Source organism: Phenylobacterium sp., assembly GCF_041919955.1.
Lineage (GTDB): Bacteria > Pseudomonadota > Alphaproteobacteria > Caulobacterales > Caulobacteraceae > Phenylobacterium.
The window spans coordinates 1-23854 of sequence record NZ_JAYRSU010000009.1 but is presented as its reverse complement, the minus strand read 5'-3'; the positions used below and the strand labels follow the sequence as shown (position 1 = coordinate 23854).

The 23854-nt window shown below is 67.9% G+C and carries 23 protein-coding genes and 1 tRNA gene; 17 read left to right on the top strand and 7 right to left on the bottom strand.

Translation table 11 applies throughout. The features are described from left to right. Nucleotides 1-4: 4 nt before the first annotated feature. Entirely contained in the window at nucleotides 5-1183 is a 1179-nt protein-coding gene (locus ACE3T2_RS09665; RefSeq protein WP_374656918.1) for an NAD(P)/FAD-dependent oxidoreductase, read from the top strand. Here the strand turns inward: ACE3T2_RS09665 and ACE3T2_RS09660 are convergent. Next, nucleotides 1180-2682 carry an AAA family ATPase gene (locus ACE3T2_RS09660; RefSeq protein ID WP_374656917.1) on the bottom strand — a complete coding sequence of 501 codons (1503 nt, stop codon included), beginning with the start codon at nucleotides 2680-2682 and terminating at the stop codon, nucleotides 1180-1182. The genes ACE3T2_RS09665 and ACE3T2_RS09660 overlap by 4 nt on opposite strands. After that, nucleotides 2679-3344 carry a pyridoxamine 5'-phosphate oxidase gene (gene pdxH, locus ACE3T2_RS09655; RefSeq protein WP_374656916.1) on the bottom strand — a complete coding sequence of 222 codons (666 nt, stop codon included), beginning with the start codon at nucleotides 3342-3344 and terminating at the stop codon, nucleotides 2679-2681. The genes ACE3T2_RS09660 and pdxH overlap by 4 nt, the downstream gene beginning before the upstream one ends. A gap of 124 nt (nucleotides 3345-3468) precedes the next feature. Between pdxH and ACE3T2_RS09650 the strand changes: the two genes are divergently transcribed. From ACE3T2_RS09650 to ACE3T2_RS09630, 5 genes are all read left to right on the top strand, one after another. After that, nucleotides 3469-4125, top strand: a complete 657-nt coding sequence (locus ACE3T2_RS09650) for a DnaJ domain-containing protein (protein ID WP_374656915.1) — start codon at nucleotides 3469-3471, stop codon at nucleotides 4123-4125. A 146-nt stretch (nucleotides 4126-4271) separates the two neighbouring features. Next, nucleotides 4272-5396, top strand: coding sequence for a chorismate synthase (gene aroC / locus ACE3T2_RS09645; RefSeq protein ID WP_374656914.1), 1125 nt, complete (start codon nucleotides 4272-4274; stop codon nucleotides 5394-5396). A 116-nt stretch (nucleotides 5397-5512) separates the two neighbouring features. Then, entirely contained in the window at nucleotides 5513-6022 is a 510-nt protein-coding gene (locus ACE3T2_RS09640) for a response regulator (protein ID WP_374656913.1), read from the top strand. 62 nt (nucleotides 6023-6084) lie between these two features. Further along, the gene (locus tag ACE3T2_RS09635; RefSeq protein ID WP_374656912.1) at nucleotides 6085-6297 is read left to right on the top strand and encodes a hypothetical protein; all 213 of its coding nucleotides are present in this window, start codon (nucleotides 6085-6087) and stop codon (nucleotides 6295-6297) included. 42 nt (nucleotides 6298-6339) lie between these two features. Then, a complete protein-coding gene (locus ACE3T2_RS09630) occupies nucleotides 6340-6801 on the top strand; it encodes an Rrf2 family transcriptional regulator (RefSeq protein WP_374656911.1) in 462 nt (153 codons plus the stop codon). A 10-nt stretch (nucleotides 6802-6811) separates the two neighbouring features. Here the strand turns inward: ACE3T2_RS09630 and ACE3T2_RS09625 are convergent, their stop codons facing one another. From ACE3T2_RS09625 to queC, 3 genes are read right to left on the bottom strand one after another with little or no spacing between them, the layout of a single operon-like run. Further along, a complete protein-coding gene (locus ACE3T2_RS09625; protein ID WP_374656910.1) occupies nucleotides 6812-7186 on the bottom strand; it encodes a 6-pyruvoyl tetrahydropterin synthase family protein in 375 nt (124 codons plus the stop codon). Between the two features lie 41 nt (nucleotides 7187-7227). Next, nucleotides 7228-7860, bottom strand: coding sequence for a 7-carboxy-7-deazaguanine synthase (gene queE, locus ACE3T2_RS09620; protein ID WP_374656909.1), 633 nt, complete (start codon nucleotides 7858-7860; stop codon nucleotides 7228-7230). Then, the gene (gene queC / locus ACE3T2_RS09615; protein WP_374657014.1) at nucleotides 7857-8588 is read right to left on the bottom strand and encodes a 7-cyano-7-deazaguanine synthase QueC; all 732 of its coding nucleotides are present in this window, start codon (nucleotides 8586-8588) and stop codon (nucleotides 7857-7859) included. Before queC ends, queE begins: the two co-directional genes overlap by 4 nt. A gap of 435 nt (nucleotides 8589-9023) precedes the next feature. Between queC and ACE3T2_RS09610 the strand changes: the two genes are divergently transcribed. The 6 genes from ACE3T2_RS09610 to ACE3T2_RS09585 all read left to right on the top strand — a co-directional run bounded on the left by ACE3T2_RS09610 (nucleotide 9024) and on the right by ACE3T2_RS09585 (nucleotide 18433). Next, complete coding sequence (locus ACE3T2_RS09610) at nucleotides 9024-9617, top strand: TonB-dependent receptor plug domain-containing protein (protein ID WP_374656908.1); 594 nt, start codon at nucleotides 9024-9026, stop codon at nucleotides 9615-9617. A gap of 102 nt (nucleotides 9618-9719) precedes the next feature. Further along, on the top strand, nucleotides 9720-11810 hold the full coding sequence (locus ACE3T2_RS09605) for a TonB-dependent receptor domain-containing protein (RefSeq protein WP_374656907.1): 2091 nt from the start codon (nucleotides 9720-9722) through the stop codon (nucleotides 11808-11810). A 397-nt stretch (nucleotides 11811-12207) separates the two neighbouring features. Then, on the top strand, nucleotides 12208-14733 hold the full coding sequence (locus ACE3T2_RS09600; RefSeq protein WP_374656906.1) for a TonB-dependent receptor: 2526 nt from the start codon (nucleotides 12208-12210) through the stop codon (nucleotides 14731-14733). 182 nt (nucleotides 14734-14915) lie between these two features. After that, nucleotides 14916-16022 carry a response regulator gene (locus ACE3T2_RS09595; RefSeq protein ID WP_374656905.1) on the top strand — a complete coding sequence of 369 codons (1107 nt, stop codon included), beginning with the start codon at nucleotides 14916-14918 and terminating at the stop codon, nucleotides 16020-16022. A gap of 38 nt (nucleotides 16023-16060) precedes the next feature. Further along, nucleotides 16061-16681 (top strand): class I SAM-dependent methyltransferase, encoded by a 621-nt coding sequence (locus ACE3T2_RS09590; protein WP_374656904.1) that lies wholly within the window; start codon nucleotides 16061-16063, stop codon nucleotides 16679-16681. A gap of 102 nt (nucleotides 16682-16783) precedes the next feature. Next, nucleotides 16784-18433 (top strand): M10 family metallopeptidase C-terminal domain-containing protein, encoded by a 1650-nt coding sequence (locus ACE3T2_RS09585; protein WP_374656903.1) that lies wholly within the window; start codon nucleotides 16784-16786, stop codon nucleotides 18431-18433. Between the two features lie 6 nt (nucleotides 18434-18439). Here the strand turns inward: ACE3T2_RS09585 and ACE3T2_RS09580 are convergent, their stop codons facing one another. Beyond that, nucleotides 18440-18652, bottom strand: a complete 213-nt coding sequence (locus ACE3T2_RS09580) for a hypothetical protein (protein WP_374656902.1) — start codon at nucleotides 18650-18652, stop codon at nucleotides 18440-18442. A gap of 225 nt (nucleotides 18653-18877) precedes the next feature. On the opposite strand from ACE3T2_RS09580, the gene ACE3T2_RS09575 reads away from it, so the two are divergent. Both ACE3T2_RS09575 and ACE3T2_RS09570 read left to right on the top strand, forming a co-directional pair. Continuing rightward, nucleotides 18878-19285 carry a hypothetical protein gene (locus ACE3T2_RS09575; RefSeq protein WP_374656901.1) on the top strand — a complete coding sequence of 136 codons (408 nt, stop codon included), beginning with the start codon at nucleotides 18878-18880 and terminating at the stop codon, nucleotides 19283-19285. A gap of 63 nt (nucleotides 19286-19348) precedes the next feature. Then, a complete protein-coding gene (locus ACE3T2_RS09570; RefSeq protein WP_374656900.1) occupies nucleotides 19349-19519 on the top strand; it encodes a hypothetical protein in 171 nt (56 codons plus the stop codon). 61 nt (nucleotides 19520-19580) lie between these two features. On the opposite strand, the gene ACE3T2_RS09565 is transcribed toward ACE3T2_RS09570, so the two are convergent. Further along, nucleotides 19581-19657, bottom strand: a tRNA-Met gene (locus tag ACE3T2_RS09565). Between the two features lie 125 nt (nucleotides 19658-19782). Here ACE3T2_RS09565 and ACE3T2_RS09560 point away from each other — a divergent pair. The 3 genes from ACE3T2_RS09560 to ACE3T2_RS09550 are packed head-to-tail and all read left to right on the top strand — an operon-like array spanning nucleotide 19783 to nucleotide 23746. Beyond that, the gene (locus ACE3T2_RS09560) at nucleotides 19783-20811 is read left to right on the top strand and encodes a glycosyltransferase (protein WP_374656899.1); all 1029 of its coding nucleotides are present in this window, start codon (nucleotides 19783-19785) and stop codon (nucleotides 20809-20811) included. Then, nucleotides 20811-22505 (top strand): asparagine synthase (glutamine-hydrolyzing), encoded by a 1695-nt coding sequence (asnB, locus tag ACE3T2_RS09555; RefSeq protein WP_374656898.1) that lies wholly within the window; start codon nucleotides 20811-20813, stop codon nucleotides 22503-22505. Before ACE3T2_RS09560 ends, asnB begins: the two co-directional genes overlap by 1 nt. Before the next feature lie 17 nt (nucleotides 22506-22522). Continuing rightward, the gene (locus ACE3T2_RS09550; protein ID WP_374656897.1) at nucleotides 22523-23746 is read left to right on the top strand and encodes a PQQ-dependent sugar dehydrogenase; all 1224 of its coding nucleotides are present in this window, start codon (nucleotides 22523-22525) and stop codon (nucleotides 23744-23746) included. The last annotated feature ends 108 nt before the right edge of the window (nucleotides 23747-23854 follow it).

Here is a 23854-nt window from a genome sequence, read left to right as displayed (position 1 = left end):
CGCCTTGGACCAGTTCGACGTCATCGTGATCGGAGCGGGCGCGGCCGGCATGATGTGCGCCATCGAGGCCGGCAAGCGCGGCCGCAAGGTGCTGGTGATTGATCACGCCGATGCGCCTGGCGAGAAGATCCGCATCTCCGGCGGCGGTCGCTGCAACTTCACCAACGTCAACGCCGCGCCGGCCAATTTCATCTCGGCCAATCCGCATTTCGCGATCTCGGCCCTGCGTCGCTACACCGCCAAGGACTTCGTCGCCTGGGTCGAGCGCGAGGGGATCGCCTATCACGAGAAGACCCTCGGCCAGCTGTTCTGTGACGGCTCGGCGAAAGAGATCATCGCCATGCTGACCCGCGCGATGAAGGCGGCTGGCGTGACCCTGCGGCTGAAGACCACCGTCGAGCGGATCGAGCAGGAGGACGAGGGCTTCTCGCTCGCGACTAGCGGGGGTCCGCTCGCCTGCGCTTCTCTCGTCATTGCGACCGGGGGCAAGTCGATCCCGAAGATGGGCGCCACCGGCTACGGCTACGAGGTCGCCCGTCAGTTCGGCCTGAACGTGGTCGACACACGGCCGGCCCTGGTGCCCCTGACCTTCGAGGTCGGAATGCTGGAGCGGCTGAAGCCCCTGGCCGGCGTCTCGACCGACACGGTCGTGAGCAGCGGCAAGACGAAGTTCGCCGAGGCCATGCTGTTCACCCACCGCGGCCTCTCAGGCCCGGCGATCCTGCAGATCTCGTCCTACTGGCGTGAGGGCCAGGCGATCACGGTCTCCATGGCCCCCGGCGTCGACATCGCCGCGACCTTGAAGACCGCCCGCCAGACCCGCGGCAAGCAGGCGGCGATCACCGTGCTCTCCGAGCACCTGCCCCGCCGGCTGGCCCAGATGATCCTGGAAGACGCCGCAGCGCCGGCCAACGCCGGCGACCTCTCCGACAAGGCCATCGGCCGCATCGACACCGCGGTGAACGCCTGGACCGTCAAGCCGGTCGGCTCGGAAGGCTACCGTACGGCCGAGGTCACCCTCGGCGGGGTCGACACCAATGGGCTCGACTCCAAGACCCTGCAGGCCAAATCCGTGCCTGGGCTCTACTTCATCGGCGAGGTGGTGGACGTCACCGGGTGGCTCGGCGGCTACAATTTCCAGTGGGCATGGTCGTCCGGCTGGGTCGCTGGACAAGCGGTTTAAGGCAGCGGCGAGCCGCCGTGCTCGATCGACCAGGCCTCGGCCGCGTCCTGGGCCGGGCCGGACGCATCGACGCGGACCCAGTCGATCGGGCCGACGTCACGGTCGAGCTGCATGCGCAGGGTGGCGACCGTGGCGTCCGACGCGTCCCCTTCCCGCCCCTCGATGCGCTTGGCCAGCACCTCGGGCGCCGCCTCCAGCCAGACGCCGTGGAACGGTACGCCTGCCTCGCGGGCCAGAGCTTCCGCCCGGCCGCGCAGTTCGGGTTGGATGAAGGTGGCGTCGACCACCACGGCCCGGCCCGCGTCCAGCAGGGCCCGAGCGTCGGCGAAGAGGGTGTCGTAGACCTCGTTGTAGAACGACGGCGAATAGACGCTGACCGGCAGCGAGGCCTCCGGCGGCACGCCCAGCAGGCGCTTGCGGATTTCGTCGGTGCGCAGCACCACCGCACCCGGAGACGCGCCCAAGCCCGGCGCGATCAGCCGCGCGAAGGTCGACTTGCCCGAGCCCGACAACCCGCCCACCGCGGCCAGCTTCGGCGGCTGCGGGGCAAGGTGGCGCAGGCCGGCGTCGAGATAGGCGCTGGCGGCTTCGATGTCGCCGCTGTGTGCCTGGACATGGGTGCGCACGCCCGCGCGCACCGCCATCATCAGCGGCAGGGCGGCGAGCCCGTTCAGCAGGCCGCGGTCGAACCGGCGAAGGCCCTCGTCGATATAGGCCGACAGCACCCGCACGGCCGCGTCGCGGCGGCGGCGGAAATCGAGGTCCATCAGCAGGAAGGCCAGATCGTACTGGATATCGATGTCCGACAGGATGTCGTTGAACTCGATACAGTCGAAGAGGACCGGCTTGCCGTCCTCCAGCAGGATATTCCCCAGGTGCAGATCGGCGTGGCACTGGCGCGCGAAGCCGGCGTCGCGGCGCGCGTCCAGCAGCGCCTCGCAGCGGAAATACTCTGCGTCGGTGGCGGCGATCAGCGCCTCGACCCGTTCGTGGCCCAGCTTGGGCGAGAGCTCGCGGATCAGCTTGGCGTTGGAATCGATGGTGTATTTCAGCGCCTTGCCGCCGCCGCCCTGCGGACGCAGTTCGGCCCGGGCGTGGACCGAAGCGACCTCGCGCCCCATGGCCTCGGCCAGCTTCCCGTCGACCGCCCACGGCTGGGCCGCCAGCACGGCGCCCTCGTCGAAGCGGCGCATCTCCAGCGCGTACTCGACCGTCGCGCCAGGGCCGTCCAGTTCCAGTCCGCCGCCGCCGGCGCGGGTGATCCTGCGCACGGCGCGATAGATGTCCGAGGTGGCGGCGCGATTGAACCGCAGCTCGCGCTCCAGCGCCCAGAACCGCAGGTCCAGGGTCGAATAGTCCAGGAAGCCCAGGTCGACCCGCTTCTTGACCTTGAACGCCGTCTCGCCCGCCAGGAACACCCAGGCGCAGCCGGTCTCGATCTTACGTTCGGCGGCGCCTTCCAGCCAGGCGACGACCTCGGCCTCTTCAGCGTCGGTCAAGGATAGAGGCGCTGGGTGGTCCAGCCCTCCCCGACGCGGGTGAAGGTCAAACGCTCGTGCAGGCGGAACGGCCGGTCGCGCCAGAACTCGATCACCTCGGGCTGCACACGGAAGCCCGACCAGTGCGGCGGGCGCGGCACCTTGCCCAGGCCGAACTTCAGCCCGATCTCGGCGATGCGCTTCTCCAGCGCCAGGCGGTCAGGCAGCGGCTGGCTCTGCTCGGACGCCCAGGCGCCGATCTGGGCCGGCCGCGCGCGGGTCGCGAAATAGGCGTCGGCCTCCTCCGGCGTCGTCGGGGTGACGATCCCGCGCACGCGCACCTGGCGGCGCAGGCTTTTCCAGTGGAACAGCAAGGCGGCCTTGGGATTGGCCGCGAGTTGCCGGCCCTTTGCGCTGCCCAGATTGCTATAGAAGACAAAGCCGTCCGGCCCAGCGTCCTTCAGCAGAACCATGCGCACGTCGGGCATGCCGGTGTCGTCGACCGTGGCCAGCGCCATGCCGTTCGGATCGTTCGGCTCCTTGGCGACGGCGTCCTTCATCCACTCGGCGAACAGCTCGAACGGATCGGTCGCCGACAGCAGGGGCGGCGGCTCGGCCGCGGTCACCTGGCGGACATAGTCATCCTCGCTCGGCGAGGGGGGGATCGCGGCCTTGTCGCTCATGCCGCCGATATAGCGCCTATGCGCGCGCTTGCCATGTTTAACGCGCCGTTGACCATGCGCCGTTCACAGTCGCCCGATGACCGCGCCCCTCGCCCCTTCGATGGACAGGAAGCGGGCGCGCGCGATGCTGGGCGTGTCGCCGGCCGCCACGCCAGCCGAGCTTCGCCGCGCATTCCGCGAGGCCGCCAAGTCAGCGCACCCGGACGTTGGGGGCGATCCGGAACGGTTCCGCGAGCTGGTCGAGGCCCACCGCCTGCTTAGCGAGCCTGTTCCTGCGGGCAGGATCGTCCAGCCGCCCGCCACCGTCAGGAAAACCACCGCCGACCACAGCATCCTGCCGATCACCGCCCTTCTGGCGCTCAACGGCGGCGTTGTGCTGCACGAGACCGCCGACGGCCGGCGGCTGAAGATCACCCTGCCGCCCGGCCTGCGCACCGGCGACGGCCTGCGCGCCGGGTCCGATCACTTCGAGATCGCCGTGCGCGGCGACGGCGAGGTCATGGTCCGCGGCCACGACGTGTGGCTGACCACGCCGCTGCACCCCAATGTCCTGGCCCAGGGCGGGCGCGTGGCGCTCGATACGCCGCTGGGCCGCCGGGTGGTCTGGATCACCAAGAAGGCGGCCGAGCGCGGCCTGATCCGCTTGGCCGGCCAGGGCCTGCCGGCCCGGGGCGATCACCCGCAGGGTCACCTCTTCCTGCGCCTGACCGAACAGGCCCGGACCACCGACAGCGCCGCCCAGACCCTGCGTCGCCGCTTCGCCGCCGCCTGGGCGGCCTAGACCCTTTCGGGTTCAGAGAAAATCATCTGACCGGATAAAAAAGGTCTATCTTCAAAAGTTTAGAGGGTGACGGTCGCTTCAACCGCCTTCCACTTGAGGCCGTCACGCTCTAGCCTTGGCGCGGCCGCGGCTTTAAGAACCCCGCCATGTCGCACAACACCTTCGGCCATCTGTTCCGCGTGACCACCTGGGGCGAGAGCCACGGGCCCGCTCTGGGCTGCGTGGTCGACGGCTGCCCTCCCGGCGTTGGCCTGACCGCCGAGGAAGTCCAGGTGTGGCTGGACCAGCGCCGTCCGGGCCAGGGCAAGTTCGTCACCCAGCGCCAGGAACCGGACTCGGTGAAGATCCTCTCCGGTGTCTTCCAGGACGAGCGGACCGACGGCCAGGTGACCACCGGCACGCCGATCTCGATGCTGATCGAGAACGTCGACCAGCGCTCGCGCGACTATGGCGAGATCGCCACCCAGTTCCGTCCCGGCCACGCCGACTACACCTATTTCGCGAAATACGGCGTGCGCGACTATCGCGGCGGCGGCCGGGCCTCGGCCCGCGAGACCGCCGCGCGCGTGGCGGCCGGCGCAGTGGCGCGCAAGATCCTCGACGGCGTCACCATCCGCGCCGCCGTGGTGCAGATCGGCCCGCACGCCGTCGATCGCAGTCGCTTCGACTGGGACCAGCGGCACGAGAACGGCTTCTGGTGCCCCGACGCGCAGACCGTTCCGGTTTGGGAGGAGCACCTCGAGAAGGTCCGCAAGGCCGGCTCGTCCACCGGAGCGATCGTCGAGGTCGAGGCGACCGGGGTGCCGGCCGGTTGGGGCGCGCCGATCTATGGCAAGCTCGACGCCGAACTGGCTGCGGCTCTGATGTCGATCAACGCGTCCAAGGGCGTGGAGATCGGCGCCGGCTTCGCCAGCGCCGCCTTCTCGGGCGAGGAGAACGCCGACGAGATGCGGATGGGCAATGACGGCGAGCCGCTGTTCCTGTCCAACAGCGCCGGCGGCATCCTGGGCGGCGTTTCCTCGGGCGCGCCGGTCGTCGCCCGCGTCGCCTTCAAGCCCACCTCCTCGATCCTCACCCTGCGCCGCAGCCTGAACGAAGCCGGCGAGGAGGTCGATCTGCGCACCAAGGGCCGCCACGACCCCTGCGTGGGCATCCGCGCCGTGCCGGTGGTCGAGGCCATGACCGCCTGCGTGCTGGCCGACGCCTATCTTCGCCATAGGGCCCAGACCGGCGGCGGCGCCTTCGTCCCGGGCGGATCGGGCCGCCGCTGAGGCGAACGCCCGCCGATCGCCGTTTTCCGGCATTGACCATGCAACTACCCCGCAGCTAACAAAGGTTATGGCGGGGCGGGAGAATCGCGCTTCCGCGCCCCTGTTCGCGTGAAGCCGTGCGCCTCGATCGACTGAAGATCCTGATCGTCGACGACAACAAACACACACGGCTGCTGCTCGCCCAGATTCTGCGCGCGGTCGGCATCACCCAGACGTTCGAGGCCAGCGACGGGGCCGAGGGGCTGCAGGCCCTGCACAACCACGCGGTCGACATCGTGCTGACAGACCTGGCGATGGAGCCGGTCGACGGGATCGCCTTCGCGCGCCTGATCCGAACCGCGCCCGAAAGCCCGAACAGCATGGTCCCGGTCATCATGATCACCGGCCACGCCACGCTCAAGCGGATCGCCGAGGCGCGCGACGCCGGGGTCAATGAGTTCATGGCCAAGCCGATGACCGCCCGCGGCGTGCTGGAGCGGCTGCAGCTGGTCATCGACCATCCTCGCCCCTTCATCCGCAGCGACGACTATTTCGGTCCCGACCGCCGCCGGCGGACCGACCCGAGATACGACGGCCCTTGGCGGCGCGCCGGCGACAAGGGCGAGGTCCTCTCGATCCAGCTCTAGCTCCGCCACCTTTTGGCGATCATCGCTCCCTAAAGGTGAAAGGCCTCAGGAGCTCAACGCACATGTCGCCTCTTCACACCGCCGCGCGCATCGCGCTCCTCGGCGCGCTTGCCGCCTCGCTGGCCGGCTGCATGGCCATGGCGGTGGGCGGCGCGGTGGCCGGAACCGCGGTTGGGGTGGCCGGCACGGCGGTCGGCGTCACCGCCAAGGGCGTGGGCATGGCCGCCGGCGCCGTCATACCGGACGGCGACAAGGATGAAGACAGGCGTCGCTGAGGCCCCTTGCCGCCCGCCCCTTCATGAAACACATGATGTTTCATGAGACGCGACAGCCGACTTTCCGGGGTGCTCCACGTGCTGCTGCACATGGCCGAGCACGACGGGCCGATGACTTCCGAGGTCCTGGCCCAGGCGATGAGCACTAATCCGGTGGTGATCCGGCGCGTGATGTCGGGCCTGCGCGACCAGGGCTATGTGAAATCTGAAAAGGGCCATGGCGGTGGCTGGACCCTGGCCTGCGACCTGGCAGCCGTCACCCTGCGCGACGTCTATGAGGCGCTGGGGCGGCCGTCGCTGCTGGCCATAGGAAATCGCTCGGACGCGCCGGAGTGCTTGGTCGAGCAGGCCGTCAACTCGGCGCTGGATCAGGCCTTCGAGGATGCCGAGGCTCTGCTGCTGGCGCGGTTCGGCGAAGTGACCCTAGCCGCCCTGAGCGCCGACTTCCACGCCCGCCTCACCGCCAAGGGCGTCTCGCGCGTTGAGGACGCCCACGCGTCCTGAGACGCAGGTCTCAGGCGATCGTCATCGCGCAGCTCTCGCCGATGGTCGGGCGCGAGACGACGACGCGTGACAGCCCGGGGAAGCCCGGCTTCAGCCGCTCTGCGAAATAGAGGCAGATGTGCTCGAGCGTGGGCCGCTCCAGCCCCGGCTTCTCGTTGAGCAGCCCATGGTCCAGTTCGGCGGCGACCGCCTTCAGCGCTCCGTCGAGGTCGGCGAGGTCGACCACCCAGCCGATCGGCTCGGCCGGCGCGCCGCGCACGGTCGCCTCGACCTTGAACGAATGGCCGTGCAGGTTGCGATAGGGCCGGTGCTCGGGCCCTTCGGGGAAGTAGTGCGCGGCGTCGAACGTCGCCGCCTTGGTGATTTCGAAGACAGGCTGGGTCATCTGGGAGGTCTTGGGGGGTCCGGCCGCGCTTGGCGCGCGTGTCACGGAATGCCGAGATACTTATGAGTTTGGACGCTTAAACGCCACCGCGGGTGCGCAAGGCAATAGGCGATCGCTGCTTGCGTGTTTTCGACGCGCGCCGGGCCATCCATGGGCTGGAGCAGAAAACGCTCGAAATCCATCTGCTCGAAGCGGGCCGGATCGACCCCGGGCTGCGGATAGACCAGCTTCAGTTCCTGGCCGCGGGTCTGGATGACCGGCGCATCGGCCTTGGGACTGACGCACACCCAGTCGATCCCCTCCGGCGCAGGCAGGGTGCCGTTGGTCTCCAGGGCAATGCGGAAGCCGCGCGCATGCAAGGCGTCGATCAGCGGGCCATCGACCTGCAGCAACGGCTCGCCGCCGGTGCAGACCACCAACCGGTGCTCGGACCCGCCCGTCCAGGCCGCCTCGATCGCCGCGGCAAGGTCGCCAGCCGTCTGGAAGCGGCCGCCGCCCTCTCCGTCCATGCCCACGAAGTCCGTGTCGCAGAAAGTGCAGACCGCGCTCGCACGATCCTCCTCCCGCCCGGACCACAGGTTGCAGCCTGCAAACCGGCAGAACACCGCCGGCTGGCCCGCCTGCCCGCCTTCGCCCTGGAGCGTCAGAAAGATCTCCTTGACCGCGTAGCTCACGCCGCCAGCCCCGGTCGCCCGGCCGCCACCCACTCGTTCCAGCCCTTGCGGCGCAGGTCGCAGGCGGGGCATTCACCGCAGCCGTGGCCCCAGTCGTGACGGGCGCCGCGGGTCCCGCGATAACAGGTGTGGCTGTCCTCGACGATCAGCTCGACCAGCGCTTCCCCCCCTAGCGAAGCGGCCAGTTCCCAGGTCTGGGCCTTGGTCAGCCACATCAGAGGGGTCTCGACGACGAAGTCCTGCGCCATGCCCAGGTTGAGCGCCGATTGCAGCGCATCAAGGGTGTCCCTACGGCAGTCTGGATAGCCCGAGAAGTCGGTCTCACACATACCGCCCACTAGAAACCGCAGCTTTCTTCGGTCCGCGAGGGCGGCTGCGTAGGTGAGAAAAACCAAATTTCGTCCAGGGACATAGGTATTCGGCAGGCCCTTTTCCGTGAGCTCGAACTCACGCTCGGCCGTCATGGCGGTGTCTCCGACCGCGCCGAAGCCGCGCATGTCCAGGACATGATCCTCCCCCAGCCGGGCAGCCCATTGCGGAAACTGCGCGCGGATCGCGTCGCGAACCACAGAACGTTGTTCCATTTCGACAGCGTGGCGCTGGCCGTAGTCGAAGCCGACCGTTTCGACATGGGCGTGACGCGCCAGCGCCCAAGCCAGGCAGACACTGGAGTCCTGACCGCCCGAAAACAGGACAAGGGCGCGCGATTGGGGGGAGGCCTCGCTCATCGCCCCCATATGCGCGCTACACGGCCAAAGCGAAAGCCCGGCGTCTCGCCGCGGAGGACGGTCAGCCGTACCGGAGTCCAAGAATGAGGCGCTTCGGAGGCCGTTCGCAACCGCAACATTTCGATTACTTCAAGCACCACAGTTCTCGCACATGCAGCACACCGCGGCTACTCTGAATTGATGGTTTTCGATTGTTTGGTATTTACGCCACAGCAAGCTGTCGGATTCGACATAATCACCGATAACTTATCGTCGTCACGTTGACAGACTCCACAACTAGGGCTGAGCCTTGAAACGTTGGGGGAATAGCCGCGCACCCTGAACGAAACCTGAGGCGGCGATGCTGGCGTACCGGGCCGGGTTTGTAGAGAGCCTCGGGCGCCTTGGGAGGAATCTGGAATGTTGCATACTCTGCGTTTGCGGAGCCTGTTGGTCGTGGGCGCATCCGCCGCCGCGCTCACGGCGGCCGCGCAGCCCGCCTCTGCCCAGTCAGTCATTGAAGAACTCGTCGTCACCGCCCAGCGGCGTGAACAGGCCCTGCAGGACGTCCCCGTGGCCGTCTCCGCCTTCTCCGAGGACACGCTGAAGACCCAGCGCCTCGACGGCGGCCAGAACCTGCTCCAGGCGATTCCGAACGTGAATTTCTCCCGCTCCAACTTCGGCGGGTACAACTTCTCCATCCGCGGCATCGGGACCAAGGTGGTCGGCACCGGCGAGGCCGGGGTCAGCTTCCACCAGAACAACAGCCCGCTCACCTCCAACCGTCTGGCGGACGCTGAATTCTACGACGTGGAACGGGTGGAAGTGCTGCGCGGCCCGCAAGGCACTCTCTATGGCCGCAACGCGACCGGCGGCGTCGTCAACATCATCACCAACAAGCCCGTCGTCGGCGACGACAAGATCAGCGGCTGGCTGACCGGCGAATACGGCAACTACAACACCACCCGCGTGCGCGGGGCGGTGAACATCCCGCTCGGCGACATGATGGCCGTGCGCTGGGCCGGGGCCTATATCAAGCGCGACGGTTAAGGCGAGAACACCTACACCGGCAACGACGTCGACGACCGCGACATCACCTCCTCGCGCCTGTCGTTCCGCATCAGCCCGAACGAGTGGCTCGACGCCACGGCGATGTGGGAGCACTTCAACGAGAAGGATCATCGCTCGCGGATCGGCAAGCAGCTTTGCATCACCGACCCCGGCCCCGCGACCATCGGCGGCGTGGCCACCGGTCCGAACCGCAACTTCTTCAGCCAAGGCTGCCTGCCCGGCTCGCGCTATCAGGCCGCGGCCTATGGAGCAGTCAACTCGGTCGCCACCCTCGGCGGCCTGCTCGCCCAGCTGGGCGGCCTGTCCAACGGCGACCTGAACGCCGGCAAGGTCCAGGACCGCGACCTTCGCAACATCGAGTCCGTGACCGACCCGATCTACCAGGGCCAGCAGGACTTCTTCCAGATCGACGTCAACATCAAGCTGAACGAGGCCCTGACCCTCGCCTCGCTGACCAGCCTCAACTACAACGAAGGCTACAGCTACGCCGACTACAACCGCATCGTCGGCACCCGCGGCTTCGCCCCGACCGGCGCCATGGCGCTGGTCGCGCCCGGCGGCTTTGTGAACGACCCGCAGGTCGGCCGCGACAATAAGCTGCGCTCCTTCGACCTCGGCAACCTGGACAGCAAGGAATTCACCCAGGAAGTCCGGCTGTCCTCGGCCTATGACGGCCCGCTGAACTTCAGCGCCGGCGCGATCTACACGAAGTACCAGTCGGTCACCGACTACTACGTGTTCTCGAACTCCCTGACCGCCTTCGCCCAGCTCAACGACCTGGCCGGCATTCCGAACGTCTTCCCGTTCTATGTCGACCCGAACTTCCCGCCTTCGGACAACGAGGGCCGCAACTACTACGACTCCCGCGGCCGCAACGTCGTGAAGTCGAAGGCGATCTTCGGCGAGGTCTACTGGGACATCACCGACACCCTGAAGCTGACTGGCGGCCTGCGCCGGACCAGCGACGAGAAGGTGCTGTTCAGCACGCCGATCACCCTGCTGGCCGGACCGACCAAGGTCGCCCCGCCTCCCGGCACCGGCGTGATCCCCAACCCGAACTTCACCGGCGGGCGCGGCGCGGCCCCGGCGGTTCGCGTCGCTTACGAGAACACCGCAACCACCGGACGCATCAACCTGCAATGGTCGCCCGACCTCGGCTTCACCGAGCAGTCGATGTTCTACGCAAGTTACTCGCGCGGGTATAAGGCGGGCGGCTTCAACACTCCCTGCGACACCACCACGCCGGGCTGCGGCGCGGTGACCAGCAGCTTCGCACCCGAACAGGTCGACGCCTTCGAGATCGGCACCAAGAACGCCCTGCTGGGCGGCAGCCTGATCCTCAACGCGACCGCGTTCTACTACAACTACAAGGGCTATCAGATCTCCAAGATCGTGAATAAGTCCTCGCAGAACGAGAACGTGGACGCCAAGATCAAGGGCGCCGAGTTGGAGAGCATCTGGGAGCCGGTTCACAACCTGCGCTTCAACCTGAACGCCGGCTGGCTCGACACCCAGATCGAAAGCGGCTCGTCGATCGACACTCTCAACCGCACCCAGGGCGACCCTGGCCTGGTGGTGGTGAAGGCCAGCGACGGCTCGAACTGCGTGGCCACCACCGCCGGCGTCGCCGCCCTGCTGACGGTCGCCCCGACCGCGGTGCTCGGCATCTGCTCAGGCCTGCCGGCCGCCCTCGCCGGGCCGATCGGCATCTACAACTACGGCAGCAACGTCCAGACGGCCCCAGCCTTCGTGAACAACTCGCCGGCCCCCAACACCGTCGCCAACATCGGCCAGGGCATCGCGGTCAACCTGAACGGCAAGAACCTGCCCAACGCCCCGGAATGGACGCTCTCCTTCGGCGCCCAGTACACCATGGAGTTCGGCAACGGCTGGGAAGCGGTGATCCGCGGCGACTACTACAAGCAGGCCGACAGCTATGCGCGGATCTTCAACACGGTCAGCGACAAGCTCGAGGGCTACCAGAACATCAACGCCACCCTCACCCTGTCCAACAAGGACTGGGGCCTCGACGTGCAGATCTACGGCAAGAACCTGACCGATGAGATGCCGATCACCGACCTTTATCTGACCGACGACTCGTCGGGCCTGTTCGTGAACACCTTCACGAGCGAGCCCAAACAGTACGGGATCGCGATCACCAAGAAGTTCTAGTGCAGTAACAGCCAGACGTACCAACTCGAAGGGCGGCGGGGCGACCCGCCGCCCTATTTCTATGCGCGGGCGTCAGATCGGCTGGAACGCCTTTCCGCATGATCGGTATGTCGCTGCGGGATAGCGCCACCTTAGAGAGCCCTTATTTCCTTTTGATTCACGAACGGGTCAAAGAACGGCGGTCAGTTTTGTACCGCCGATTTGAAAACGCGGTATTTCCGCCACAGGCGCGGAAAAGCTCCACAGATAATCCGCCAAGAGAACAGCGATCACATTGACGGAGCCTGTGCGGGGGGCGGAGGTTCCGCCCACCTTCGGCGCCTCCCCGCGCCGGATCGCACACATCATGAGGGCGGAACACAGAGGGCCGCGAGCCCCCGCCCTGGGAGGATACCTGATGTCTAACCACGCCCCGCGTCTGCGGACCCTGCTGGCCCTCAGCGCCTCGGCCCTGTCGCTGACCGCCGTCTCGGCGCCCGCCCTCGCCCAGGACTCCGGCGACACCTTCCAGATCGAGGAACTGGTCGTCACCGCCGAAAAGCGCGAACAGGCTCTGCAGGACGTGCCGGTCGCCGTTTCCGCCTATACCGCCGAGCAGCGCGACGTGCGCGGCATGACCGGCATCCAGGACTTCGTGAACTTCACTCCCGGCATGAACTATTCCGGCACCGACCGCGTCTCGCTGCGCGGCGCCGGGCGCAACACCTTCTACATCGGCAACGACCCGGGCGTGGCCACCTACACAGACGGCTTCTACTCGGCCTCCTCGTCGGAACTGTTCAAGAGCTCGCTGTTCGTCGAGCGCACCGAGATCCTGCGCGGCCCGCAAGGCACGCTCTATGGCCGCAACGCGATGGGCGGGGCGCTGAACACCATTTCCAAGCGTCCGTCGCACGAGTTCTCGGGCGAAATCCGCGCCGGCTGGGGCAATTTCGAGCGCAGCAAGATCGAGGGCGTGGTCTCCATCCCGGTGGCCGACAACCTGCGCTTCAAGATCGGCGGATCGCAGGACTGGCAGCGCGAAGGCTTCATCGACAATGTCGGCGGCGCCAACGACGGCGGCACGATCAAGCGCACCTTCTTCGAGATCCAGGCTCAGGCCGAGCTCGGCGACAACATGGACGTCTGGGCTCGCTACGCGCGCACCAACTGGGACGACACCATGGGCGTGGGCGACCGCCTGGCCAACCTGGTGACGCCTTATGACGCCACCCGCCTGTTCCAGCCGATCGGCGGACTGGTGCCGAACCCGCAATACGGTCAGACCACGGCCAATCCGGGCGTCAAAGACCCCTACACCATGTCGACCAACCGCAACGGCTATGGCCAGCTGCGGGGCAATCACCTGTTCACGACCACGGTGAACTACGACCTGGGCTGGGCGGACCTGAAGTACATCGGCGGCTTCCAGCAGTACAACTACCAGACCGGCGGCGACTACGATCAGACCAACCGCACCGACTCGTACCTGGTGAACGGCGTGCCGGTGTTCAGCGATCACACCACCGACTTCGACGAGCACAAGCGCTACTACTCGAACGAGATCAACCTGTCGTCCAAGGGCGACGGGCCGTTCAACTGGATCGTGGGCCTCTACCAGTACAAGGAAGAGTACAAGCAGCGCATCCAGCTGGCGAGCAAGCTGCAGGCCCAGCTCGAACGTCCGCTGTTCCACTACGGTTCGGTCGACGGCGGCGCGCCCGGGGTTTCGGGCGCCGGCCAGCAGGCCCTGAACCCCAGCCGCAACTTCGCCGACAACTACGCCGAGCTGACCTCCAAGGCCTGGGCGGTGTTCGGCCAGGGCACCTACAAGTTCAACGACCAGTGGGCCCTGACCGCCGGCCTGCGCTACACCAAGGACCAGAAGGACGGCTACGAGACCCAGCGCCTGGTGCTGTTCAACCCGGCCGGGCCGTTCGGCGGGGCCGCGGTCGACGTCTCCAGCGACATGGACGCCAAGACCCCAGGCGTGCAGAACTTCCGCTACCTGTCGGACGAGTGGAGCGCCGTCACCGGCACCGTCAACCTCGACTGGACGCCGAACGACGACACCCTGGTCTACGCCAAGTACAGCCGCGGCTATAAGTCGGGCGGCTTCCTGCTGGGCACGCTCGCGCCCAAGCCGACCGCCGACGAGGAAACCGTCAACGCCTACGAAGTGGGCCTGAAGCAGACCATCGGCGGGCGCCTGATCCTGAACGCCTCGGCCTTCTTCAACGACTTCCAGGGCCTGCAGCTGAACCTGTCGCAGTTGAACGCGGCCGGCACGGCGGCCTCGAACAACTTCGTCAACGTCGACGCCGAAGCCTATGGCCTGGAGCTGGAAGCCCTGTGGCAGCCGATCCAGCCGCTGCAGATCTCGGCCTCCTACGGCTACCTGCACACCGAGATCACCAAGGGCTGCTGCTTCTATGACCCGGCGGACCCCAGCGCGCTGAAGTCGACGGCCCGTCCGTCCGGCGGCACGGCGACGACCAACGGCGTGCTGCTGGTCTTCCAGGACCTGGCCGGCTCGAAGATCTATCAGTCGCCGGAGAACAAGTTCGCGCTGAACGCGAACTACACCTTCGACTTCTCCGCCGGCTCGCTGATCCTGTCGGGCACCTACACCTGGACCGACGAGACCACCTATCAACCCTTCGACAACCCCGACTTCGCGGTTCCGGCCTATGGCGTCGCCGACCTGCGGGTGCTGTGGAAGGACGCGGGCGACCGCTACTCGCTCATCGGCTACGTGAAGAACCTGACCGACGAGGAAGGCTTCACCTCGACCTCCTCGACCAACCCGACGGCCGTGTTCGGGAACCCGAATCCGGGCCTGGTGGTCGGCGGCACGACCTATCTGCGCCAGACCGGCACCGCGATCACCCGCGGTCTGATCCAGCCGCGCACCTACGGCATCGAGCTGCAGTACCGCTTCTAGTACAGGGTCTGGCGGAAACCACGGGGCGGCGGGAGCGATCCCGCCGCCCTTTCTTTTTGTCGGCTCGTCGACACGTTTTTTTGGCGCCGGCGCCAAACATGCCTAACCCACGGTGGAATTTAACGTCTCCGCAAGCGCTTAGGCGCATGGTGAGCATAAGTTCTTCCTGGACCCAGGCGTTAATGTCCCTGCCCGAGTTCTTCTACGAGCGCGTGACGAGCGAAATCCATCAGCAGATGGAGGGCGTTCTGGCGCTCGCCGAGCGCCTGGCCCGCCAGCCGATGGGGGCCGACGCCCAGGCCTGCGTCGCCGGCGTAGTGGAAGCGGCGCGCACCGTGCGCCAGATCCTCGCCTCCTCGGACGATCTGAAGGATGCCGCGACGGACGGACTGACCTTCACGCCTCAGCCCAAACGCGCCGCCGACCTGGCGGACGAGGTCCAGGCCCGCTGGGAAGCGCGCGCCAACGACAGCGGCGTGACGCTGCTTGTCTCCTATGACGGCGATCCGGACGCCCTGGTCCTGATCGACACCAGCCGCGTGCAGCAGGTGTTCGACGCCTTCATCGCCCAGGCCCTGGCCGGCGTTCGACGCGGCGCGGTCGAGGCCACGCTGAAGACCATCGTCAACGGCGAGACCACGCGCCTGGAAGGCCGGGTCCGTGGGGGCGGCGACCGAGTGATGGGCGAACGCGCGCTCGACATCCGCGAGATCGAGGCTCTGTTCGGCCTGGAGACGGCGCTCGGCGTCGCGCTCGGCGGCAAGATCATCGAGGCGATGGGCGGCGAAGTCCATTCCGAGGTCAATGTCGGCGCCGGCGAAACCCTGGTCTTCGCCTTCAACGCCCCCAGCGTGCACGAGGCGGCCCCGCCAGAGGAAACCCTGGGTCAAGCCGAGCGCGCCGCCCACATCCTGGTGGTCGACGACAACGCCACCAATCGCATGGTCGCCGAGACTCTCTGCGAGATGTTCGACTGCACCTCGGAATCGGCCACCGACGGCGTGGAAGCGGTCGAAGCCGCCCGCACCGGCCGCTTCGACCTGATCCTGATGGATATCAAGATGCCGCGCATGGACGGCGTCACCGCCACGCGCGAGATCAGGGCCTTGCCGGGCGCGCCTGGCCGGGTGCCGATCATCGCCTTGACCGCCAACGCCGACCCCGAGGACGCCGCCGGCTACCTCAAGGCCGGGATGAACGGCGTGGTCGAAAAGCCGATGAAGCCCGAGAACCTGCTGCGCGCGCTGCAGGAGAACCTCGCCAGCGACGACGACGCCGCCGCGGCCTGAGGACTGGCCGGCTCGGCAAAGCTGGGACATCGTCAATCATGGCCAGTTTCTACGATCGCAGAATCCTGCCGGCGCTCCTAACCTGCGCCTGCTCCTCGCCGCCGATGATGAAGCAGCGCGCCAAGGTCGTGCCCCAGGCCCGCGGGAAGGTGCTCGAACTCGGCGTCGGCATGGGCCTCAACCTTCGCTTCTACGATCCCGACAAGGTCGAAAGCGTCGCCGGGGTCGATCCGGCCGCCGAACTGCGCGCCCGCGCCGAGGCCGCGCCACGCGACCCGCGCCTGACCTTGTCGGTCAGCGACGGGACCGCCGAAGCCCTGCCGTTCGAGGACGCGAGCTTCGACACGGTCGTGTGCACCTTCACGCTGTGCTCGGTCCACACGCCCCGTGCGGCGTTGGACGAGGCCCGGCGCGTGCTGCGCCCCGGCGGCACATTCCTGTTCTGCGAGCATGGCCGTTCGCCCGACGCCGACGTGGCCAAGTGGCAGCGGCGGGTCGAGCCGGTCTGGAAACGCCTGGCCGGCGGCTGCCACCTGACCCGCCCGATCGCCGACGCTATCGCCGACGCCGGCTTCCGGCTTGAGCGGGTGGAGAGCATGTACGTGCCCGGCACGCCGCGCATCGCCGGCTGGAACGAATGGGGTTCGGCCCGAACGTAAATCGTTTCGCAAGGCCGCTATCGCTAGCAGTATGAGAATCCGGAAGCCGGCGTGATCGCCGGACGCCGGGCCGTGGACGCTGTCGGTCAGGGAGTGCGCGTAATGGCTTTTGAGTCGGACGGCGGCGCGCCGCACGCCTATCTCAACGCCGACGCCCGGGGCGGCACGGTCGGCGGCAAGGAAAGCTACACGATCGCCGAGGCCGCCAACCAGATCATCCGCGGCGAACCGGGTTGGTCGGCCGCGCTCGGCATGCCGGCGACGGTCACCTACGCCTTCCGCGCCAACGCTCCGACGACCATGCCGGACGACACCAGCGGCTTCTCGCGCTTCAACAGCGCCCAGATCGCCCAGGCCGAACTGGCCCTGGCCGGCTGGAGCGACGTCGCCAAGATCACTTTCGTGCGCGTCGGGACCGGGTCGTTCGGCGAGGCCGCCTACAGCGATCAGGCGACCATCCTGCTCGGCAACTATTCGGCCGGCAATGACGACGCCACGGCCTTCGCCTACTTCCCGGGATCGACCGCCGCGTCCTCGCGCGCCGGCGACCTCTGGGTGAACATCACCCTGGGAACCAACTCTGCGCCCGCGATCGGCAACTATGGCGCGATGGTGCTGGTGCACGAGATTGGCCACGCCATCGGCCTGGACCACCCAGCCGACTACGACGCCGACGGCTCGCCCACCTATGCGGCCGACGCGATCTATTACGAGGACTCTCGCCAGTACACGGTGATGAGCTACTTCAGCGAGAACAACACAGGCGCCTATTTCGGCGGACGCTATGCGGCCGCACCGCTGTTGGACGACATCGCCGCGGCTCAGCGCGAGTACGGCGCCAACATGGCCACTCGCACGGGCGACGACACCTACGGCTTCAACTCTAACGCCGGCCGGCCCTGGTTCGAGGCCTCCAGTTCCGCTTCGAAGCTGATCTTCGCCGTCTGGGACGCAGGCGGCGTGGACACATTCGACTTCTCGGGCTTTTTCAACGCCCAGCTCATAGACCTGCGCGCCGGCTTCTTCTCCGATGTCGGCGGGCTCACCGGCAATGTCGCCGTGGCGGCTGGCGTGGCGATCGAGAACGCGATCGGAGGCTCGGGCGCTGACACCATCAACGGCAATGACGGCGCCAACACCCTGACCGGCGGGGTGGGCGACGACGACCTCTATGGCGGAGCCGGGAACGACAGCCTGGTCGGCGGCGACGGCCAGGACTTCCTGCGCGGCGAGGCCGGGAACGACTATATCGTCGGCGGCGCGGCCTTCGACGACATCCACGGCAATATGGGCGAGGACACCGAGTACGGCGGCGAGGGCGACGACTGGGTCGTCGGCGGCCAGAACAACGACCTGCTGTACGGCGAGAACGGCGCCGACATCATGTACGGCAACATGGGCGACGACACGATGTACGGCGGCGCCGGCGCCGACCTCATGCGCGGCGGCCAGCACAACGACATCATGCATGGCGACGACGGCGCGGACTGGATGTCCGGCGACCGCGGGGACGACACGATCTGGGGCGGCGCCGGCGGCGACACCTTCTACGCCTTCGCGGACTCGGGCCTCGACCGGATCATGGACTTCAATCGCGCCGAGGGCGACCGGGTGCAGATCGGCGAAGGCGCGACCTACAGTTTCTCCCAGTCGGGCGCGGACGTCGTGGTGTCGGTCAGCGGCGGCGCCCAGGTGGTCTTGGTCGGCGTCAGCCTGACCACCCTCACCGACGGCTGGATCTACGCGGGGTAGCCCGGCCTAGAGCTGGTTGAACTCGCCGCAGCGGCACTTCACGACCACGTCGCGCAGATCGCTGCTCTCGCGGCCGGTCAGCACGACCTCTTCGCAGGCGCCGCAGATGAACGCGGAACCGGCGGCCTGCGCCTGCTCTGGCGGGACTTCGACAGCTTGGATCACTTCGCGACGGCCAACGAACAGGCCAGGGAAAACACGCATCGACGTCATGATCATCGGAACTGCCTCATTCTGACCCGAACTGGGCCTACGCAACTGTGCACTTGCAAAATCGAGGTAGCCTTATTCTGCTGCGATGCAATGACGGATTGATGTCGGGGTTCCGGAAAAACGCCTTGCGGCGCCCTCCGGGTCAGATTGGAACCCCCGCCCCGCGCCTTCGTTCAGTTGAGGTCCCCTTTTTGTGGAGGCGCTTCTGCGCCCGGAGTTCGGAGAGCCAGCATGACCAACGCCTATGGCACGAACGGCGACGCACGCGATGCGGTGCGCGCGGCGGCCGAGACCTTCGAAGACGCGGCGGTCGACGTCCGCACAGAGACAAAGCGTGCCGCCAAGCGCGCACAGAAGAGCGCCATCGCCGCTTCCGGCGCCCTGGCCGAGGCCGCCACGACCTTCGCCCGCGACGCGCGCACGGCGATCGGCGAGAAGGCCGGCAAGGCTCGCGCCGAAGCCGACCGCCAGTACGGCCGACTCAAGGTCCAGGCCAAGGAACGCGCCGAGCAGGCCGACGTGTTCGTACACGAACGCCCCTATGTGGCGCTCGCGGCGGCCGCTCTCGCCGGCTTCCTCATCGGCCACCTGCTGAGCACCGGTCGCTCGAACGTCGTATATCTGCGCGACGATCGCTGACGAGGTCACCCGTGGCGCCGATCCTGCTCCCGGAGCCTCAATTGCTCCGGGTGAGGATCAGATATGGACAAGACCGCGCCGCCGCCGGCCTATGAACTGGACGTCGCCCCCGACGGCGACCGCTGGCGTTATCGCAAGCGCTGGACCAGCGGCCTGCGCCGCTTCCTCCCTGCACTGTGGCACGCAACCGACGACGCAGGCCTGAAACTGCTGCGCCAACAGGAGCGGCGATAAAGCCGTCCCAAAAGGGTATCGAAGGATAGGAAAAGACAGCCGCCGTTCGGCGACGGAAGGCTGGTGGCGGGGGGCGGGATCGAACCGCCGACCTGTGGGTTATGAATCCACCGCTCTAACCATCTGAGCTACCCAGCCGCCGGGCCTTTCGGCGAGGCGCGGTTTATAGATTGGGTTTTTCGCATCTTCAAGCGGCTTGGATGCGACCTCTCGACCAAAAGCGGATTCCGTTTTTTCGCGACCCCCATTAGGGTCGCCGCGGCATGAGCGTCCTGCATCTTCTGGGAACGGCCGGCGAAGGCGGCGCGGAGACCTATTTCCTCGATCTGGTCGCGGCCCTGGCCAGCGACGGAGCGGCTCAGGTCGCCGCGATTCGCGCCAACGCCAACCGCGAGGCGGCGCTCTCGCGCCTGGGCGTTCCAACTGGGATCTTCCGGTTCGGGGGCCCGCTAGACATACTGACCAAGCCCAAGCTGAAGGGCTTTGCGGCCAGGCACGACGTGAAGCTGGCCCTGGCCTGGATGAACCGCGCTGCGCGCCACACGCCCGCCGGGCCGTGGGCGCGGGTCGGACGCCTCGGCGGCTACTACAACCTCAAATACTACAAGGGCTTCGACGAGCTGGTCGCCAACACCGAGGACATCGCCGACTGGGTGGTGGGCCAGGGCTGGCCGGCCGGCAAGGTCCGCTACATTCCCAATTTCGCGCTGGCCCCGCCGGACGCCGCCCCCGCCGACCGCGCAGAGTTGCAGACGCCCGAGGACGTCCCCCTGCTGTTGGCCATGGGCCGCCTGCACGAGGCCAAGGCCCATGACGTGGCGCTAGAGGCCCTGGCGCAAGTCCCCGAGGCCCATCTCTGGATCGCGGGCGCCGGCGCGCTGGAGACCAAGCTGCGAGCCATGGCCGACGCCCTTGGCGTCGCTTCGCGGGTGCGCTTCCTCGGCTGGCGGACCGATCCGTCATCGCTCTACCGCGCGGCCGACATCTGCGTCTTCCCGTCCCGCTACGAGCCGCTGGGCAATGTGGTGATCCAGTCCTGGGCCCATGGCCTGCCCGTGATCGCCGCCGCCAGCCAAGGCCCCGCCGCCCTGATCCGCAACGAAGAGGACGGCCTGCTGGTCCCCGTCGACGACGCGGACGCCCTGGCCGGCGCGGTCAACCGCCTGATCGCCGATCCGATGCTGTGCATCCGCATGGTCCAGAACGGCTCGGAGCGCGTGGAGGCGCAGTTCTCGCCCGCCGCCGTCGTCGCCCAGTGGCGGCAGTTGTTCGCCGACTACGGAGCCGCCTGATGTGCGGCATAGCCGGCGTGCTCGGCCCAGGCGGCTCGGCCCGCCCCCTGATCGCCGCGCTCGAGCACCGCGGTCCCGACGGCGTCTTCGTCGAGGAGACGCCCGGGCGCTCACTTGCCCATGCCCGCCTGTCGATCATCGACCTGGAGGGCGGCTGGCAGCCGCTGCACGGCGCGGGCTCCACCGTCATCGGCAACGGCGAGATCTACAACTATGTCGAACTGGCCGAAGAGTTCGATCTGAAGGACCAGCTCGCCACCGGGTCGGACTTCGAGCCCCTGCTGCACATCTACGCCCAGGAAGGCCCGGCCGCCTTCCAGCGCCTGCGCGGCATGTACGCCTTCTGCCTGGTCGGGGGGGACGGCCGCACCTGGCTGGCGCGCGATCCGTTCGGCATCAAGCCGCTCTATCTGCTGGAGCACGAAGGTTCCGTCGCTTTTGCATCCGAGCCCCGCGCCTTCCTGGCCGCCGGCCTGATCGGCGCCGAGCTTTCGGAGGACCGCGCCCGCGAGTTGCTGGCCTTCAACTACACGCTGACCGAGGAGACCATCTTCCAGGGCCTGCGCCGCCTCGCGCCGGGCGAGATTGTGGAGATCGTGGACGGCAAGGTCATCCCGCGCGAGACCCGCCCGTCGGTTCCCGCAACCCCGCCTTCACGTAGGGGCGGCGAAGACGATCTCATCCGCCGCCTGGACGCGGTGCTGCAGGACAGCGTCAAGGTCCACCAGCGCTCGGACGTGCCCTACGGCCTCTTCCTGTCGGGTGGCATCGACTCCGCGACCATCGCCACCCTGATGGCGCGGCTGAACGAGCGGCCCGTCACCGCCTTCACCTGCGGCTTCGACGCCCCGGGCGCCCGCGACGAGCGCGCGGCGGCCGAGCGGGTCGCCCGCGCCCTGGACCTCGACTGGCGCGAGACCACGTTCGACGAAGCGGACTTCTGGCGGATCGCGCCGCAGGTCGCCTGGGCCATGGACGACCCCACCGCCGACTACGCGACCCTGCCGACCTACAAGCTGGCCGAGGCGGCCAAGGGAACCCTGACGGTGGTCCTGACCGGCGAAGGCGGCGACGAGCTGTTCGGCGGTTACGGCCGTTACCGCCGCGCCCTGCGGCCCGCCTGGCTGGGCGGGCGGCCTGCCGAGCCGCGCACGGACGACCGGGCCGTGGTCGAGCGCTGGCGCGCCATGGCCAAGGCGCCGCGCGGCCTGACGCCGCTGCAGCAGTCGCAATGGGCGGACATCGCCACCTGGTTGCCGAACGACCTCTTGCTCAAGCTGGACCGATGCCTGATGGCCCACGGGCTGGAGGGCCGCACGCCGTTCCTGGACCCCCAGGTCGCCGCCTTCGCCTTTCTGCTGCCCGACCGGATGAAGGTGCGCGGGCGCTTCGGAAAGTGGCTGCTGCGCCGCTGGCTGGAGCGCGCCTGCCCCGCCGCAGAACCCTGGGCGCGCAAGCAGGGCTTCACGGTGCCGGTCGCGGCCTGGATCGCTCCGCGCGCCGAGACGATCGCCGCGCGGATCGGTCAAGCGCGCGCCGTCCGCCAGGTGCTAGGAGCCGAAGCGGCCGGGCCTGCGTTTCTCAGCGACCCGGCCCGCCGCTGGCCGATGCTGTTCCTGGCGATGTGGTCGCACATTCACCTCGAAGGCGCGGCGCCCGCCGACGCCTTGGCCGCCGTCGCCGGCCCGATCTGATCCGACTGGAGAGTCCCATGCGCCGCCTGATCGTTCCCGCCCTCGCCGCCCTGCTCGCCGCCTGCGGCGGGTCCGAAGGGGTCGCCCAGTCCTCGTCCTCCAACGCCGGGGTCGAGAGCCGCCCGCCCAACGCCACGGGCCAGAAGCCCGCCTTCGCCGGCCAGACCCGCGCGCCGGCTGTCGCCTCCAACGTCGCCTATGAGGTCCAGGTCGTGGCCGAGGGGCTCAACAAGCCCTGGGCGCTCGCTTTCCTGCCCGACGGCCGCCTGCTGGTGACCGAGAAGCCGACCGGCGCCCTGCGCATCCTGGGAGAGGACGGCAAGCTGTCGGCCCCGCTCGCCGGACTGCCGGCGGTGGACGGCCGCAATCAGGGCGGCCTGCTGGGCCTGGCCGTCGATCCGGCTTTCGCGAAGAACGGCCTGATCTATTGGAGCTACGCCGAAGCCAAGGGCGACGGGACCAACCACACCGCCGTGGCGCGGGGCAAGCTCGCGGACGGCAAGGTCGAGAACGTCCAGGTGATCTTCCGCCAGTCGCCCTCGCTCGATTCCACCCTGCACTTCGGCGGCCGCCTGGTGTTCGCGCCGGACGGCACGCTGTTCGTCACCACCGGCGAGCGCTCGATCCTGCCTGGCCGCGTCCAGGCCCAGCAGCTGGACGGAACCCTGGGCAAGGTCGTGCGCATCAACGCCGACGGCTCCATTCCCAAGGACAACCCCTTCGTCGGCAAGGACGGCGCGCGGCCCGAGATCTGGTCCTACGGCCACCGCAACATCCAGGCCGCCGCCCTCGATCCGAAGACCGGCAAGCTATGGGAGGTCGAGCACGGCGCGCGCGGCGGCGACGAGCTGAACCAGCCGGAAAAGGGCAAGAACTACGGCTGGCCGACCATCACCTACGGCCAGGAATATTCCGGCAAGCCGATCGGCGAAGGCATCACCGCCAAGGCGGGGCTGGAGCAGCCGGTCTATTACTGGGATCCGGTCATCGGCCCGTCGGGCATGGCCTTCTATGAGGCCGGCCTGTTCCCAGCCTGGAAGGGTAGCGTCTTCATCGGCGGCCTGGCCACCAAGGATCTCGTGCGCCTGGTGCTCAAGGACGGCAAGGTGGTCGGCGAGGAGCGCCTGCTGAAGGACCGCGGCGAGCGCATCCGCGATGTGATCGTGGGTCCCGAAGGCGCCCTCTACCTCCTCACCGACGCCGACCAGGGCAAGGTGCTGAAGGTGGTTCCGAAGGGGTAGGGCTGATCAATTCCTCCCCCTTTGGGGGAGGTGGATCGATGCGCAGCATCGAGACGGAGGGGGCCTGCTGAGTCAATGTCCCCCTCAGTCAGCTTCGCTGACAGCTCC